The sequence below is a fragment of the Bradyrhizobium sp. SZCCHNRI3052 genome, from assembly GCF_032484895.1.
Lineage (GTDB): Bacteria > Pseudomonadota > Alphaproteobacteria > Rhizobiales > Xanthobacteraceae > Bradyrhizobium.
The window spans coordinates 330,393-346,680 of sequence record NZ_JAUETW010000004.1 but is presented as its reverse complement, the minus strand read 5'-3'; the positions used below and the strand labels follow the sequence as shown (position 1 = coordinate 346,680).

Annotated in this window: 12 protein-coding genes; 6 read left to right on the top strand and 6 right to left on the bottom strand. The window is 66.4% G+C overall.

The annotated features are described in order from the left end of the window. Positions 1–25 precede the first annotated feature (25 nt). From sdhA to sdhC, 3 genes are read right to left on the bottom strand one after another with little or no spacing between them, the layout of a single operon-like run. Entirely contained in the window at positions 26–1,864 is a 1,839-nt protein-coding gene (sdhA, locus tag QW887_RS15215; protein WP_315716770.1) for a succinate dehydrogenase flavoprotein subunit, read from the bottom strand. Positions 1,865–1,867: 3 nt separating this feature from the next. Further along, on the bottom strand, positions 1,868–2,242 hold the full coding sequence (sdhD, locus tag QW887_RS15210) for a succinate dehydrogenase, hydrophobic membrane anchor protein (RefSeq protein WP_315716954.1): 375 nt from the start codon (positions 2,240–2,242) through the stop codon (positions 1,868–1,870). Between the two features lie 20 nt (positions 2,243–2,262). Continuing rightward, positions 2,263–2,661: a succinate dehydrogenase, cytochrome b556 subunit gene (sdhC, locus tag QW887_RS15205; protein WP_315716771.1), complete on the bottom strand. Its 399-nt coding sequence runs from the start codon at positions 2,659–2,661 to the stop codon at positions 2,263–2,265. A 555-nt stretch (positions 2,662–3,216) separates the two neighbouring features. On the opposite strand from sdhC, the gene QW887_RS15200 reads away from it, so the two are divergent. Continuing rightward, positions 3,217–3,474: a hypothetical protein gene (locus QW887_RS15200; protein WP_315758639.1), complete on the top strand. Its 258-nt coding sequence runs from the start codon at positions 3,217–3,219 to the stop codon at positions 3,472–3,474. 7 nt (positions 3,475–3,481) lie between these two features. Here the strand turns inward: QW887_RS15200 and QW887_RS15195 are convergent, their stop codons facing one another. After that, positions 3,482–5,008: a malonyl-CoA synthase gene (locus tag QW887_RS15195; protein WP_315716773.1), complete on the bottom strand. Its 1,527-nt coding sequence runs from the start codon at positions 5,006–5,008 to the stop codon at positions 3,482–3,484. 186 nt (positions 5,009–5,194) lie between these two features. Between QW887_RS15195 and QW887_RS15190 the strand changes: the two genes are divergently transcribed. Then, complete coding sequence (locus tag QW887_RS15190) at positions 5,195–5,953, top strand: SDR family oxidoreductase (RefSeq protein WP_315716774.1); 759 nt, start codon at positions 5,195–5,197, stop codon at positions 5,951–5,953. A gap of 1,109 nt (positions 5,954–7,062) precedes the next feature. Here the strand turns inward: QW887_RS15190 and bamA are convergent. Next, positions 7,063–9,564, bottom strand: coding sequence for an outer membrane protein assembly factor BamA (gene bamA / locus QW887_RS15185; protein WP_316173456.1), 2,502 nt, complete (start codon positions 9,562–9,564; stop codon positions 7,063–7,065). Here bamA and QW887_RS15180 point away from each other — a divergent pair. From QW887_RS15180 to QW887_RS15165, 4 genes are all read left to right on the top strand, one after another. Beyond that, positions 9,515–9,703 carry a hypothetical protein gene (locus QW887_RS15180; protein WP_315800934.1) on the top strand — a complete coding sequence of 63 codons (189 nt, stop codon included), beginning with the start codon at positions 9,515–9,517 and terminating at the stop codon, positions 9,701–9,703. The genes bamA and QW887_RS15180 overlap by 50 nt on opposite strands. A gap of 670 nt (positions 9,704–10,373) precedes the next feature. Further along, positions 10,374–11,588, top strand: coding sequence for an aminotransferase class I/II-fold pyridoxal phosphate-dependent enzyme (locus QW887_RS15175; RefSeq protein WP_315750529.1), 1,215 nt, complete (start codon positions 10,374–10,376; stop codon positions 11,586–11,588). A gap of 11 nt (positions 11,589–11,599) precedes the next feature. After that, on the top strand, positions 11,600–14,071 hold the full coding sequence (locus QW887_RS15170; RefSeq protein ID WP_315716777.1) for a DNA translocase FtsK: 2,472 nt from the start codon (positions 11,600–11,602) through the stop codon (positions 14,069–14,071). A gap of 196 nt (positions 14,072–14,267) precedes the next feature. Further along, positions 14,268–15,029, top strand: coding sequence for an outer membrane lipoprotein carrier protein LolA (locus tag QW887_RS15165; RefSeq protein ID WP_315716778.1), 762 nt, complete (start codon positions 14,268–14,270; stop codon positions 15,027–15,029). 19 nt (positions 15,030–15,048) lie between these two features. On the opposite strand, the gene QW887_RS15160 is transcribed toward QW887_RS15165, so the two are convergent. After that, positions 15,049–16,119, bottom strand: a complete 1,071-nt coding sequence (locus QW887_RS15160; RefSeq protein WP_315716779.1) for a DUF2336 domain-containing protein — start codon at positions 16,117–16,119, stop codon at positions 15,049–15,051. Positions 16,120–16,288: the final 169 nt, after the last annotated feature.

The window sequence follows — 16,288 nt, the reverse complement described above, 5'->3', positions numbered from 1 at the left end:
ACGGACGGGCTCAGGTCACACGCGATCAGTACACCCGCGCCTTCGGCGGGATGTACTGCACGTCGTTGGTCATGGTGTAGTTGTGCACCGGGCGGTAATCGATCGTGGTTTTGCCGTCCTTGCTGTCGATCCACGCCAGCGTGTGCTTCATCCAGTCCTTGTCGTCGCGATCCGGAAAATCCTCGCGCGCATGGGCGCCGCGGCTCTCGGTGCGATTGACGGCCGAGTCCATCGTCACGACTGCCTGCGCGATCAGATTGTCGAACTCGAGCGTCTCGATCAGGTCGGAATTCCACACCAGCGATCGGTCGGACACCGCGATGTCGCCGATGCCGCCATACACCTTGTGGATCAGGTTATGGCCTTCCTGCAGCACCTCGCCGGTGCGGAACACGGCACAGTTGGTCTGCATCACGTTCTGCATGCTCTCGCGCAGCTTCGCGGTCGGCGTGCCGCCGGAGGCGTAGCGATAGTGATCGAGCCGGCTCAGCGCCTTGTCGGCGGAGTCCTTCGGCAGGTCCGGCTGCTTGCCGTTCGGCGTCAGCTTCTCGGCCAGCCGCAGCGCGGCGGCGCGGCCGAACACCACGAGGTCGATCAGCGAGTTCGAGCCGAGCCGGTTGGCGCCGTGCACGGAGACGCAGGCCGCCTCGCCCACCGCCATCAGGCCGGGCACGATGGCGTTGTCGTCGCCGTCCCTCTTGGTCAGCACCTCGGCGTGATAGTTGGTCGGGATGCCGCCCATGTTGTAGTGCACGGTCGGCACGATCGGGATCGGCTCGCGCGTCACGTCGACATTGGCGAAGATCTTGGCCGATTCGGAGATGCCGGGCAGACGCTCGGCCAGCACCTTCGGATCAAGATGGTCGAGATGCAGGAAGATGTGATCCTTCTTCCGGCCGACGCCGCGGCCTTCGCGGATCTCGATGGTCATCGCACGGGAGACGACGTCGCGCGAGGCGAGGTCCTTGGCGGACGGCGCATAGCGCTCCATGAAGCGCTCGCCCTCGGCGTTGACGAGATAGCCGCCCTCGCCGCGCGCGCCTTCGGTCACCAGACAGCCGGAGCCATAGATGCCGGTCGGGTGGAACTGCACGAACTCCATGTCCTGCAGCGGCAGGCCGGCGCGCAGCGCCATGCCGCCGCCGTCGCCGGTGCAGGTATGCGCCGAGGTGCAGGAGGCGTAGGCGCGGCCGTAACCGCCGGTGGCCAGAATCGTGGTCTGGGCACGGAAGCGGTGCAAGGTGCCGTCGTCGAGCTTCAGCGCGATGACGCCACGGCAGACGCCCTGGTCGTCCATGATCAGGTCGATGGCGAAGAACTCGATGAAGAACTCAGCGGCGTGCCGCAGCGATTGGCCATACATCGTGTGCAGCATCGCGTGGCCGGTGCGGTCGGCGGCGGCGCAGGTGCGCTGCGCCTGGCCCTTGCCGTAGTCCAGGGTCATGCCGCCGAACGGCCGCTGGTAGATCTTGCCGTCCTCAGTGCGCGAGAACGGCACGCCCCAATGCTCGAGCTCGTAGACGGCGTCGGGCGCGTTGCGCACCATGTATTCGATCGCGTCCTGATCGCCGAGCCAATCCGACCCCTTGACGGTGTCGTACATGTGCCAGCGCCAGTCGTCCTGGTGCATGTTGCCGAGCGAGGCCGAGATGCCGCCCTGCGCCGCCACCGTATGCGAGCGGGTCGGGAACACCTTGGTGATGCAGGCGGTGCGCAGGCCCGCCTCGCTGCAGCCGACGACGGCGCGCAGGCCCGCGCCACCGGCGCCGACCACGACGACGTCATAGGTGTGGTCCTCGATCGGATAGGCTTTTCCGTTCGTCGCGGGCGCGCCATTCGCGCTGCCATTTGCTCCGCCGGCCATAGGCTAGACTCCAGTGGACAGTTTGATGAGGGCGTAGATCGAGGCGAGCGCCACGGTCACCGCGAAGAAGTTGTTGGCCATGATCGCGACGAGCTTGAGCGGCTCGCTGTGCACGTAGTCCTCGATCACGACCTGCATGCCGATCTTCATGTGCCAGCAGCTCGCGATCACGAACAGCAGCATGATCACCGCAATCGGAATAGAGCCGAGGATCTGCGCCGCGCCGGCCTGGTTGCGGCCGAGCAGCATGATCACGACCACGACGACCGGCACGATCAGCAGGGTCATGGCGACGGCGGTGAGCCGCTGGCGCCAGAAGTCGCCGGTGCCGGAATGCGCTGCGCCGAGGTTGCGGACCCGGCCGAGCGGGGTGCGCATCGATTTCGCGTGTGCGTTGCTCATCGGCCGCCTCCCACTGCGTAAGCCACGATCCACACCAGGACGGTCAAGGTGATGCCGCCGATCAGGGCGCCCCAGGTGAGCGCCTCGCGCTCATTGGCCTTGAAGCCGTAGCCGAGGTCCCAGACGAAGTGGCGGATGCCGGACAGCAGGTGGTGCAGCAACGCCCAGGTGTAGCCGAACACGATCAGGCGGCCGAGGAAGCTGCCCATGAAGCCCTGGACGTAGGAGTAGGCGCTGGGACCGGACGCGGCGGCGATCAACCACCAGGCCAGCAGCAGCGTCCCGAAATATAATGCAACCCCGGTGGCGCGATGGACGATCGAGAGAATCATCGTCAGCGTCCAGCGGTAGGTTTGCAGATGCGGCGAAAGCGGTCGTTCGATCCTGGCTGTCATTGGTTGCTTTGATGATTTCTTGTGGGCCGTGAACGCGGGGGGCTTGCGGCCGTGTGGATCGGCAGGCGGGCTTTATTTACGGAGAAGGAACAGGTGTTGCAACGGACAAATCGCCCAAATCCGAACAAGGATTCAGTCCTAGGCGACCGATCGCAAAAGGATCAATGGCCGTCGTGGTATACCAGAAACCGATCGCGCCCGGATGCGGCGAACTATTATTCATTCCTAACTCCTCACCAAGGCCACAACCAACGCGGCGAGACTGTCAAATGGCGCCGACTGTCGAGCGTTGATTCACCGCTTAGCTACGGTCCTGAGCAAGCCGGTTTCGCGGCAAGCGCCAGCGCCATCTGATGATTCTGCAAACCTGCCCGGAGCGATTCGCGGAGCAACAACCTGCGTTGCGACCGCCTGCGCTGCAGCAAATCTCCCTCGATCTCCCGCGTTCCTCGCCCACACGGGGCCCCTCCGCCGGTCGATTTTGCCGCATGTCGCCGCCCGGCGAAGCGGCCTAGTCTGAGGCGAGGTGCAACAGACGCGGTGCAGGGAGCCTCGATGCCGCTGCCGACGGTCCGACCGACAACCACCGAACGCCCGGCGGCACTGCCGGCGCGCAAGGTGTCGTCGCACGAGCCCGTCGAGGAGCCCCTGACCTGCGTGCTCGGCTTCACCGCCGCCGGCCTGTTCGCCGCCTGTCTCGCGCTGGCCATCCAGCATGAGATTGCCTCGCTCGCCGTGCTCGAATTCGTGCTGATCTGCGCCGCGCCGCCGCTGGCCGCGCTCGCCGGCCTCGCGATCGGACGACGGCGCTAGGCCGCCGTCACTTCGTATAGATGTCCTTGTACTGATCACGCAGCACGTTCTTCTGCACCTTGCTCATCGCATTGCGCGGCAGCTCGTCGACCACGAACACGCGCTTGGGCATCTTGAATTTCGCCAGTCGGCCGTCGAGACCCTTGAGCACGCCGGCCTCGCTGACATCGGCCCCCGGATGGCGCACCACGACCGCCGTGACACCTTCGCCGAAATCGGGATGCGGCACACCGATGACGGCGGACTCGACCACGCCCGGCATCGCGTCGATCTCGCTCTCGATCTCCTTCGGATAGACGTTGAAGCCGCCGGAGATCACGAGGTCCTTGCCGCGGCCGACGATGTGGACGTAGCCCTGCTTGTCGATCTTGCCGAGATCGCCGGTGATGAAGAAGCCATCGTCGCGGAATTCCGACTTGGTCTTCTCAGGCATCCGCCAATAGCCCTTGAACACGTTCGGGCCCTTCACCTCGATCATGCCGATCTCGTCGCGCGCGAGCTCCTTGGCCGTCTCGGGATCGGTGACGCGCACCGAGACTCCGGGCAGCGGGAAGCCGACCGCGCCGGGCACGCGCTCGCCCTCGTAAGGATTCGACGTGTTCATGTTGGTCTCGGTCATGCCGTAGCGCTCGAGGACGGCATGGCCGGTCCGCGCGAACCATTCGCGATGGGTATCGGCGAGCAGCGGCGCCGAGCCGGAAATGAACAGCCGCATGTGGCTGGTCGTCTCCTTCGACAGCCGCGGGTTCTGCAACAGCCGAGTGTAGAACGTCGGCACACCCATCAGCACGGTGGCGCGCGCCATCAGGTCGATGATCAGATCCGGATCGAGCTTGGGCAGGAAGATCATCGACGCCCGCGCAAACAGCGTGACGTTGCTGGCCACGAACAGACCATGGGTGTGATAGATCGGCAGCGCGTGGATCAGCACGTCGTCCTTGGTGAAGCGCCAGTAGTCGATCAGGGTCAGCGAGTTCGAGGCGAGATTGTCGTGAGACAGCATCGCGCCCTTGGAGCGGCCGGTGGTGCCCGACGTATAGAGAATGGCGGCGAGATCATCGGCGCCACGTGGCACGGTGGTGAACGCCTTGTCGGCCTTGTCGGCCGCCTCGGTCAGCGAGCCCCTGCCCGACGCATCGAGCGTTTCCACCTTGGCGCCGACCTTGGCCGCCAGCGCGCCGATGCCCTCGGCCTTGGCCGGATCGCAGACGACGACGGTCGGCTCGGCGTCGCCGATGAAATAGTCGAGCTCGTTGAGCGTATAGGCGGTGTTGAGCGGCAGATAGACGCCGCCTGCACGCACCGTGGCGAGATAGAGCACGAGGCCGGACACCGACTTCTCGGTCTGCGCCGCAACCCGGTCGCCCGGCTTGACGCCGCGAGCCGCCAGCACATTCGCCATCTGCCCTGCCCGCGCGATCAGGTCGCCGTAGGTGATGCGCTGACCGTCATGGGTCTCGATCGCCAGGCGGCTGGGATCGTCGAGGCCATCGAACAGGCGGGAGAACAGATTGGCGTTGGCGGCTTGGTTCATGCAACATTCCCCTGGGAGCATGGGCAGGCCGGCAGTGCCAGCCGGCGGAACATCATGCTCGACGAAGACGAAAAGGGCCGGGACAGCGAACAAGACCGGTGACATCGCCATCACCACGGTCGCCATCTCTGATCGAGGCTGCTCTAGCAAAAACGCCCTTTCGAAGGCAACGGGAGACGCTGGGATATGGTCAAGGGAAAACGGATCGCGTGGATCACCGGCGGCGGCACCGGAATCGGCGAGGCCGGCGCACTGGCGCTCGCGGCCGACGGCTGGACGGTGATCGTCTCGGGCCGGCGCACGGCCGCGCTCCAGGCCGTAGTGGCCAAGATTGCCGCGGCGGGCGGCACGGCCGAGGCCGTTGAGCTCGACGTTGCCAAAGCCGCCGACGTGCAGGCCGCGGCCGATGCCATCCTGGCGCGGCATGGCCGCATCGATCTGCTGGTCAACTCGGCCGGCGTCAACGTGCCGAAGCGGCGCTGGGACGACCTGACGATCGAGGGCTGGAACCAGCTGGTCGAGATCAACCTCAACGGTGTGCTCTACTGCATGAAGGCGGTGCTGCCGGCGATGCGGGCGCAGCAGGACGGCACCATCATCAACGTCTCGTCCTGGGCCGGCCGTCATGTCTCGAAGATGCCGGGACCGGCCTACACCTCGACCAAGCACGCGGTGCTGGCGCTGACGCACTCGTTCAACATGGAGGAATGCGTCAACGGCCTGCGCGCCTGCTGCCTGATGCCCGGCGAGGTCGCCACGCCGATCCTGCAGCAGCGCCCGGTGGTGCCGAGCGCCGAGGAGCGGGCGCGGATGCTGCAGCCGGAAGACCTCGGCCGCACCATCGCCTTTGTGGCGAACATGCCGCCGCGGGTGTGCGTCAACGAGATCCTGATCAGTCCGACGTGGAATCGGGGATTTATCCAGACGCCGGGGAACCGGGATTGAGCGGGGCTGGATATCGGTTGCGGCAATCGTGTCGGCGCGGGTCATGAAGATCGAGGTGATGCCCAGCTACCGGTGTCGTCCCTGCGAACGCAGGGACCCATACCGCGTGATTGTTGTAGGAGGCAGGCGGCGAGTCCCGTGCAAAACAACTGAACCCCGTGGCTATGGGTCCCTGCGTTCGCAGGGACGACGGCGGAGGTTGGCGTTGGCAGCGTTGCCTTCGAGACAGAGTTGAATACGTGTGTTTTCATCCCCGCGACGCATCCGCGCCCGAGTTGTGCTGAATTTGGTCGCCCCTCAAACAGAGGGCGCAGGGAAGGCCGGGCGCTGGCCGCGCCCGTGGCCCGCCAGCGAAAGAAAATGCTGGCGGCAGGTACCACAGGTCTGGCCGAAAACACCCGGCCCTCCCTGCGCGATTGGTTTTAACGGCTGCTTCGCGTTCTCCCTGGTGCGCCGGGCTTGTTGGCCACCATGCGTACGACGCGCTCGCGCGCATCGTGCGGGACATCAGCATCGGGATGTCAGGACCGCGCGACTTGACCGTGCGTGCATCACCGTTCGTCCGCGCAGACTGATCCACGCTGCGGCGACACACGCCCATCGCATCCCACTGCCAACGGTTCGTGACGGTCGCGAAACGCCCCTCATGCGGCAGCAGGGACGTGCGGAAATGTGCAGGTGATTTGCCCGACGGTGCAACGTCGGCGGTGTGCGACAAAGTAGCTCGACGGGCAATTTGCGCATGGGAGGGATGCGAACAACATCATTCGATCGACGCGATCATCTCTGATGCGACCTCTCTCATGAGAGATCAAGCTGATCAGAGATCATGTGGACCGCACTGTGCGCCGCGCAGACGGTCGGCTCCCCTCCCCCTTGCGGGGAGGGGTTGGGGGTGGGGGTCCGCGGGCGCTGACTTCAGTGGCGTGAATGCCGGGCGAACAGCAATCGGCGCTATCGCCGATATCAGGGCATGGGCTTTGACCCTCATGTCGAGCATGATTCGTGGACCCCCACCCCCGACCCCTCCCCGCAAGGGGGAGGGGAGCGCGCACCGCCCGCGTGGTGAGCGGCACGCACCTCTTCTGGGAGCTCAGTCGCTGTGCGCCTCAGAACGACGTGCCGCCGCCGAACCTGAACTCCTGGACGGTGTCGTATTTGCCCTTGGACAGCGGCACCGCGTAGTCGAAGCGGAGCGGACCGAACGGCGAGGCCCAGATCAGGCCGACGCCGACGGAGGAGCGCACCACCTTGCTGTCATCGTACAGCAGGCCGCATTTGCAGGTCGCGGTGTTGACCTCGCCGGTCGCCGCCCAGGAGGTCGGGCCCTGATAGCCCCACAGCGAACCGGCATCGGCATAGACGGCGCCCTTCAAGCCCACTTCCTTCGGCAGGAACCAGAACGGCATCTGCAGCTCGGCCGAGGCGCCCCAATATTTGGTGCCGCCGAGCGCATCGCCGGTGGCACCGAGGCTGCGATAGGTGATGTCGCGCGCCCCGATTCCGTTCGAGGCGAAGCCGCGCACCAGGCTCGGTCCCATCTGGAAGTGATCGAGCATCCGCAGATCCTTGTCGCCGATCTTGTTCAGCATGCCGCCCTGCAGATGGATGATGCCGACGATGTCGGCCACCAGCGGCGAGTAATATTTCGCATCCACCGCCGACTTGAGGTAGCTGACATTGCCGCCGACGCCGGCGAAATCCTGCTTCCAGTCGATCAGCAGGCCATCGGTCGGGTTCTTGTTGTTGTCGAGCGTGTTGTAGCTGAGCGTGTAGCCGAGCGCAGAGGTCAGCGCGGCGCCGTCGCTCAGCTCCTTGCGGACCGGCAGGCTCGACTCGCCATCGCCGTAGCAGCCCCAGCCATAGTAGCCCGAGCTGGTCGAATTGGTCGGATCGACGCCGCCGAGCACGCTCTTGATGTAGGCCGGGGTCGGGTTGAAGGCGAGCAGGCTGTTGGCGGCGTTGTTGTTGCAGTTCTTGTAGTAGGACGGCAGCGATATCTCCTGGCGATACAGCGAGTATCGCAACTGGAGCGAGAGGTCTTCGCGCAACTGGAAGCCAAGCCGCGGGCTGAAGCCGATCGTCGTCACGCCATAGCTCGTATAGCTGTTCGCCAGCTGCTGCTTGTAGTAGACATCCAGGCCGAGCGCGATCCGGTTGTCGAGCAGATAGGGCTCGACGAAGGACAGCGAGACGCCCCTGCTGTATTGGCCGTAGCTCACGGACGCCTTGGCGTACAGACCGCGGCCGAGGAAGTTGCGCTCCGAAACCGAGACCTCACCCAGCGCGCCATCGGTGGTCGAATAGCCGCCGGAAACGGAGAGGTCGCCGGTCGACTTCTCCTCCAGATTGACCACGAGGATGACGCGGTCGCTCGACGAGCCCGGTTCGGCCGCGATCTTCACGTCCTTGAAGAAGTCGAGATTCTTCAGCCGGCGCTCGGCGCGGTCGACCAGCGCGCGGTTGTAGGCGTCGCCCTCGGACAGATCGAACTCGCGCCGGATCACGTACTCGCGGGTGCGGGTGTTGCCGCGGATGGTGATGCGCTCGATATAGGTGCGCGGGCCCTCGTCGACCTGGAACATGATCGCGACCGTATGCGCTTCCAGATTGCGGTCGCCGCGCGGACGCACGACGGCGAAGGCAAAGCCGCGACGCGAGGCCTCGATCTGCATCTCCTCGACCGACTTCTCGAGCTGCTCGACGTTGTAGAGCGCGCCGACATTGACGCGCGAATAGCCGCGCAGCGTGTTGGCGTCGAGCGCCGCGACGCTCGACTGGAACTGCACCGAGCTGACGCGGTATTGCTGGCCCTCCTCGATCTGGAACGTGACCAGGAAGCCCTTCTGGTCCGGGTCATATTCGCTGAGCGCCGCGACGACCTGAACGTCGGCATAGCCGTTCTTCAGATAGAAGCGGCGGATCAGGTCGCGATCGGCCTCGACGCGGTCGGGGTCGTAGACGTCGTTGTTGCCGAGGAAGCTGAGCCAGTTGGTTGCGTGCGTCTTGATGACGTCGCGCAGGCGCGCGGCGGAATAGGCGTTGTTGCCGACGAAGCTGATCGACTTCACGCCGGTCTTGACGCCCTCTTCGATGGTGAAGACGAGGTCGACGCGGTTGTTGGGCTGCTCGATGATCTCGGGCGTGACGCGGACGTCGTAGCGGCCGGAGCGGCGGTAGATCTCGGCGATGCGCTGCGCGTCCGACTGAACCATCGGACGGGACAGCGTGCCGCGCGGCTTCGACTGCACTTCCGCCGAGAGCTGCTCGTCCTTGACCTTCTTGTTGCCCTCGAAGGCGACGCGGCCGATCACGGGATTCTCGACCACGCGCACGATCAGCCGGCCGCCCTGCCGGTCGATCTTCACGTCGGCGAACAGGCCGGTCTGGACCAGGGCCTTGAGGCCGTCGTCGACCTGGCCGGCATCGAGTGTGCCGGCGGGACCCGGCTTGAAATAGGAGCGGATGGTGTCGGATTCGACGCGCCTGTTACCCTCGACGGTGATCGCGCTGGCGACGGCGGGTGCCGCCGCGGCCATGCGGGGCAGCGAGGAAACGGGCATGGCCAGCAGCATCAGGGCAAGCACGCCCAGCAGTCTCAGACGCATCATCGACGCTCTTTCGAAAGTCAGAGTCCTCGGCGCGCAGACGTTCGTCGGCACGCCACCGGAATCGCTGATGCCCGTCAAAGATGGTCGCGATGCGCCGATCTCGTTTCGTGAAATGTCTGATGATGCTGGATGTGACTGAGTGTTTCCGGTCAGACAAGATTCTCGGGCCAACCGAGCGGCAGAGGGCATGAGCAGCTAATAAGTGCGTCGCCCGCGCTGCGACCGGAAAGCCACGGCTGAGACGGACATCTCCGTTAAGCAATCGGCCCGGCCGCGCCGCATTCGGTGGCTTCCGAAATCAAATTCTACAAATCTTCGGAAATTGGCAATACGAGGGAAAAACGAGGGTGCTAATTGATCGTCATCCGAACTAAGCCCCCAAGTAGTTCGGCCAAGGCCCGGTGCGCGTAGATTCCCATTGATATTCCGGCGCACCGGGCCGCCCGTTTTCCCTCGCGCGCGAGCCGATGGCCCGTAGGATGGGCGGAGGCGGTCGTGCCGCGGCTCCATCCGAGGTCGCGGCAGCGCCATGCCCACGGTCTGCGCGCGAATGCGCTGCGCGGCGGTGTGCCGGCCGCCGCCTTCGGCGGCCGCCTTGCCCTCCCACGGTTCCCGCCGCCCCACCCGAATCACCACAATGTCCGCCGCTGTTGCGAAATTGCCTCTGGATCGGGGCGGGAAAACCGATCAAAACGGGCGGCAGCGCCGATGGTTAATCGCGTCTTAACCTCGCCCCACCTATGGTGACCAGACAGGCACCGGTTCATGGGCGATCGGCGGCTTCCACTGGTTTGGCGCGCGTTTTACGTATGGCAATGACCGCTTCATCCCCCGCGCCCGCTGGCGCCAGCCATTCGGAGAGCGAACGCTCGCCGTTTGCGCGGCTGAACGAGCTGCTCGCCCCTTACAAGCCGGGCAAGCCGATGATCACACTCGCCGTTGGCGAGCCGCAGCATCCGGTGCCGGACTTCGTCGGGCCTGTATTGGCCCAGCACATCGCCGAGTTCGGCCGCTACCCGGCCGCCAAGGGCATCGAGCCGTTCCGCAAGGCGGCCGCCGGCTGGCTGTCGCGCCGATTCGCGCTGCCGCGCGCTGTTGATCCCGAGCACGAGATCCTGGTCCTGAACGGCAGCCGCGAGGGCCTGTTCTTCGCCGCCCATGCCGCGCTCCGCCATGTCGGCCCGCGCCGCGGACGGCCGGCGATCCTGATGCCGAACCCGTTCTATCCGGTGTATGGCGTCGGCGCCCGCACCGCCGGCTGCGACTCCATCTATCTGCCGACCACGCGCGACAACGGCTTCCTGCCCGATCTCGATGCGATCGACGAGGCGACCCTGGCGCGCACGATCGCGTTCTACCTCGCGACGCCGGCCAACCCGCAAGGCTCGGTGGCATCAGCGGACTACATGCGCAGGCTGGTCCAGCTCGCCAACGCTTACGGCTTCCTGATCTTCAGCGACGAATGCTATTCGGAGATCTACACGAAGGCGGCACCCGGCAGCATGCTCGAGCATGCCGGACCCGACTACACCAACGTGGTCGCGTTCCAGTCGCTGTCGAAGCGCTCCAACGTGCCGGGCATGCGGATCGGCTTCGCCGCCGGCGACCGCCGATTCCTCGCGGGCTTTCACGAGCTGCGCAACGTCGCGGCGCCGCAGGTGCCGGTGCCGCTGCAGCACGTGGCCGTCGCCGCCTATGCCGACGAGGCGCATGTCGAGGAGAACCGGCGGCTGTACCGCGCCAAGTTCGATCTCGCCGACCAGATCATCGGCAACCGCTATGGCTACAAGCGTCCCGATGGCGGCTTCTGCGTCTGGCTCGACGTGGCTGATCGCGGCGGCGACGAGGACGTGACGTTGCGGCTGTATCGCGACGCCGGCGTGCGCGTGGTGCCCGGCAGCTACCTGGCGCGGCCGCAAGCCGACGGGTTCAATCCGGGCCTGGGCTACATCAGGCTGGCGCTGGTGGCGGACGCCGGATCCACCGGTGAGGCGTTGCACCGGCTGGTCGAGGTCCTGGGATAATCGCGGGGCTGATGCAGATGCCGGCGATCGAACGAGTCATCCCTCTGGTCAACCACCTGCCGACGTCGCTGCGCGACGCGCTGGTGCGGCGGCTGCGCGAGCTCGCGGGCCTCTGCCTGATCGCGCTGTGCGGCGTGGCCGCGGCGGCGCTGATGACGTGGTCGGTGCAGGACCCCAGCCTGAGCCACGCCACCTCGCGCGCCATCCGCAACATCGTCGGCTATCCCGGCGCGATCAGCGCCGATCTGCTGATGCAGATCCTCGGTCTCGGCTCGATCATGGCGATCCTGCCGCTTTCGATCCGCGGCTGGCGGATGATGACGCACCGGCCGTTCGACCGCGAGGCGCTGCGCTTCGGCGCCTGGATTCTCGGCGCCGTCATCGCCGCCGGCTTTGCCAGCTGCTGGCCGCGCTCGCACGCCTGGCCGCTGCCGACCGGTCTCGGCGGCGTGGTCGGCGACGCCCTGGTGCGCGCACCGGCCGTGGTGTTCGGTCCGCCCGGTGTGATCTATCGGCTGGTGCTCGGCGCCCTTCTTCTGGTTGCGATGATCGGCTGCCTGCTGGTGGCCGGCGGCATGGGCGCGAAGGAAGCCGATCCGAGCCTGCTCGCGGATGAGGACGACGACACGCCGCTGGCCGACCCCGAGGACGACGACGACCGCAAGGCGATCCGGCTCGGCTGGGTGTTCCACGCCATCATGAGCGCCAAGGCCCAGGTCGTCTGGTTCCTGAGCACGGCCTATCGTGCGCTGGTCTCCTCCGGCCCGCAGCCGCGCGCCGCCGCCGCAGGCCGGCAGGAGCCGAGCCTGGGTCGCGGCAAGCCGACGCTCGCGCCCGAGATGGACGAGGACGGCGGCGACCAGGACGAGGCCGACGAAGGCGAGGACGAAGAAGAGGAGGAGGAGCCCGCTCCCCGCGCCCGCAAGAAGCCCGCGGCCAAGACGCCGGCGCGCAAGGCCAACGACAAATACGACCTGCCCTCGGTCTCGATGCTGGCGGCGCCGAAATCCTCCGACCGCCAGCCGCTGTCGAAGAGCGAGCTGGAGGCCAATTCGCGCGCGCTGGAAGGTGTGCTGCAGGACTTCGGGGTGCGCGGCGAGATCGTCAAGGCGCATCCCGGCCCGGTCGTCACGCTGTACGAGCTGGAGCCGGCGCCGGGCATCAAATCGTCCCGCGTCATCGGTCTTGCCGACGACATCGCCCGCTCGATGAGCGCGCTGTCGGCGCGCGTCGCGGTCGTGCCCGGCCGCAATGCCATCGGCATCGAGCTGCCCAACGCGCATCGCGAGAAGGTGTACCTGCGCGAGCTGCTCGTCGCCAAGGAGGCGACCGAGAGCGTCGCCAAGCTGCCGCTCTGCCTCGGCAAGAACATCGGCGGCGAATCCATCATCATCGATCTCGCCCGCACCCCGCACATGCTGATCGCCGGCACCACCGGCTCGGGCAAATCGGTCGCCATCAACACCATGATCCTGAGCCTGGTCTATCGCCTCAGGCCCGACCAGTGCCGGCTGATCATGGTCGACCCGAAGATGCTCGAACTGTCGGTCTATGACGGCATCCCGCATCTCCTCACGCCGGTCGTGACCGATCCGAAGAAGGCCGTCGTCGCGCTGAAATGGGCCGTGCGCGAGATGGAGGAGCGCTACAAGAAGATGGCCAAGCTCGGCGTGCGCAACATCGACGGCTACAACGCCCGCCTGGGCGAAGCGCGCGCCAAGGGCGAGGAGCTGACGCGCACCGTCCATACCGGCTTCGACAAGGAGACCGGCAAGGCGATCTACGAGGAAGAGAAGCTCGACCTCGATCCCCTGCCCTACATCGTCATCATCGTCGACGAGATGGCCGACCTGATGATGGTCGCCGGCAAGGACATCGAGGGCACGGTGCAGCGCCTCGCGCAGATGGCGCGTGCCGCCGGCCTGCACGTCATCCTGGCAACGCAGCGCCCGTCGGTCGACGTCATCACCGGCACCATCAAGGCGAACTTCCCGACCCGCATCTCCTTCCAGGTCACGTCCAAGATCGACAGCCGCACCATTCTCGGCGAGATGGGCGCCGAGCAACTGCTCGGCCAGGGCGACATGCTCTACATGGCCGGCGGCGGCCGCATCAGCCGCGTACACGGCCCGTTCTGCTCCGACGAGGAGGTCGAGAAGGTCGTCAAGCATCTCAAGGCACAGGGCTCGCCGGAATATCTCGAGGCGGTCACCGCCGAGGAGCCGAGCGAGGAGGATGGCGCCGTGTTCGATGCCACCGGCATGGGCGGCGGTGGCGGCGGCGACGACCTGTTCTCCCAGGCGGTCGCCGTGGTCAAGCGCGACCGCAAGGCCTCCACCAGCTACATTCAACGCCGGCTGCAGATCGGCTATAACAAGGCCGCTTCGCTGATGGAGCGGATGGAACAGGAAGGCATCGTCGGCCAGGCCAACCACGCCGGCAAGCGCGAGATCCTGGTGCCCGAGGAGGAAGGCGGGTTCTGACGGCCCCGATGGCCGCAGAAACGCCGCTTCGGTGCCCGATCTTCACGCGATTACGATCACGCTGCCCGGCCGAACCGGGATAGAACGCGTAAAACCTCAGGACGTCGTTTTGAAAAGCTCCTTGTTGAACAGCACGTTTTCGTATCACGCAGCTTGGCGCGGGCGCCGGATCGGCGCTTGGCTGGTCGCCTGCGCCGTGACGATATGCTCTGTCGCCGGTGCGTCCGGTCACGCCGCCGCGCAGGGCACGCCGGCTCCGAAATCAGGCCCGAAGAGCGGCTCCCAGCTCAGCGCCTCCGACCAGCAGCGGGCCGGCCAGAGCCCCTCGACCACCCAGACGGCCCCGCCCAACCCGGTCATTCCCGATCCCCGGCGCAACGTGCCGGCCAGCATCTTCACCTCGTTCGACGCCAACCAGAAGGCGCAGGCGGCCAAGGTCAGCGCCTATCTGTCGTCGCTGCAGACCCTGGTCGGGAACTTCGTCCAGGTCGGCCCGGACGGCAGCAAGACCAAGGGCGATTTCTACATCCAGAAGCCCGGCAAGGTCCGCTTCGAATACGAGCCGCCGACGCCGATCGACATCATCGCCGACGGCTCTTCCTTGGTGGTGCGCGACCGCAAGCTCGCGACCCAGGACGTCTATCCGCTGTCGCAGACGCCGCTGCGTTATCTGCTGTCCGACCGCATCGACCTGTTGAAGGACACCAACGTGATCGCGGTCGCCGCCGACGACCTCTACGTCACGATCACGATCGAAGAGAAGCAGGCCCTGATCGGGACCAGCCGGCTGATGCTGATGCTCGGCGCCAAGGACGGCCAGCTCAAGCAGTGGACCGTGACCGATCCGCAGGGCTACGACACCACGATTGCCGTCTACAATCTGGATACGACCAAGAAGCTCGATCCGGCGATGTTCAAGATCGACTTCACGGCCTATCCGAGCACGCCGCCGGGCTGACGCCGCTTCTCGCGCTCGCTCAGCGCGATTCGAGCCCGCGCACCTTCCATTGCGCTTCTGACAGTGCGAGCTTCTCGAAGCGCTTGCGCGCCTCCTCGAGGTCATCGGCCGGAAGCGCGTCGCAGCCGGGCCGGTCGCGCAGGATCATCGACGTCGTCGCCCAGCTGAGCCGCGCGGCCTTGCAGGCCAGCAGCAGGTCCGTGATGCGGTCCTCCTCCAGCAGCGATTCGATCGTCTCGATGGTGACGACGCAGAGCAGCGCCAGCGCTGCGATCACGGCAGGGAAATCGCCGGTGGCGCAGAAGCGGTTGACGGCGGAGTCGCCGAGCTTGCCGGTCCGGCTGAGGGCGGCAACCTCGGCCTTGACCTGCTGATAATCCCAGATCGCGCGCATTGCCGCGCCGGGCGAGCGGGTCGGCGTCGCCTGCAGGGTGGCGCGGGTCGCCGGCGGCGCGGCCTTGATGAAGCGGGCGCGGGCGCCCTCGCTGGCCGCGGCGACGAAGGCCCGCGACAGCTTGGCCGGCAGGTCGGTGCGCAGCGCCAGCTTCTCGGCGAGATCCTCGTCGCGCTCGGCGATCTTGAACAGGCTGCGATAGCCGTCCTCGGACAGCCGGGCGGAAAGATTCTGCGCCAGCGCCATGCGCACCGCCGGAAAGCCGCGCGCGATCAGCTGCGTCGTGAGGCTGTCGCCGATGCCCCTGCGGCTGGCGATCGCGACGAGATGCGCCGGGCTGCCGGTGCGGATGAACTCGGCGAGATCGCGCTCGGTCAGCACCGCCGCCTTGGCCAGCATCGGCCCGGCGACGCGCAATTCGGGGTGAACGGCGAGCATCCGCGCCGTCGCGTAAGGCGCGCGCTCGACGCCGGCGAGCGCCATGCTCAGCTCGGCGAGCAACTCGGTCGCGACCTGCGGCATCAGCCGGGCGAACATCTGATCGTAGAGATCGAGCTGCTCGGCGGACGCCGGCCGCGGACCGGCCAGGAACAGGCTGGTGGTCCGGCGCAGCATGTCGGTGGCGAGCTCGGACACCGTCCGCGCATCACCGGCGGGCGTCTTGGCGGTCGGAGCTGCCGCAGGCGCTGGAGGCATCGCACGTCCCTCGTTGGGCGCCTCCCTCGGCTGTGACGGAGGCGCGGGTCGATCATCAATTGAGGAAGAATGCGAAGGCCGGACTAAAGGGGCGTTAAGCGCAGCGGGCGGAGCTGAAACCCCACGCGGCTGTCGTTAATGGATTGCGGCAGAGCGCGGCAACAACGAT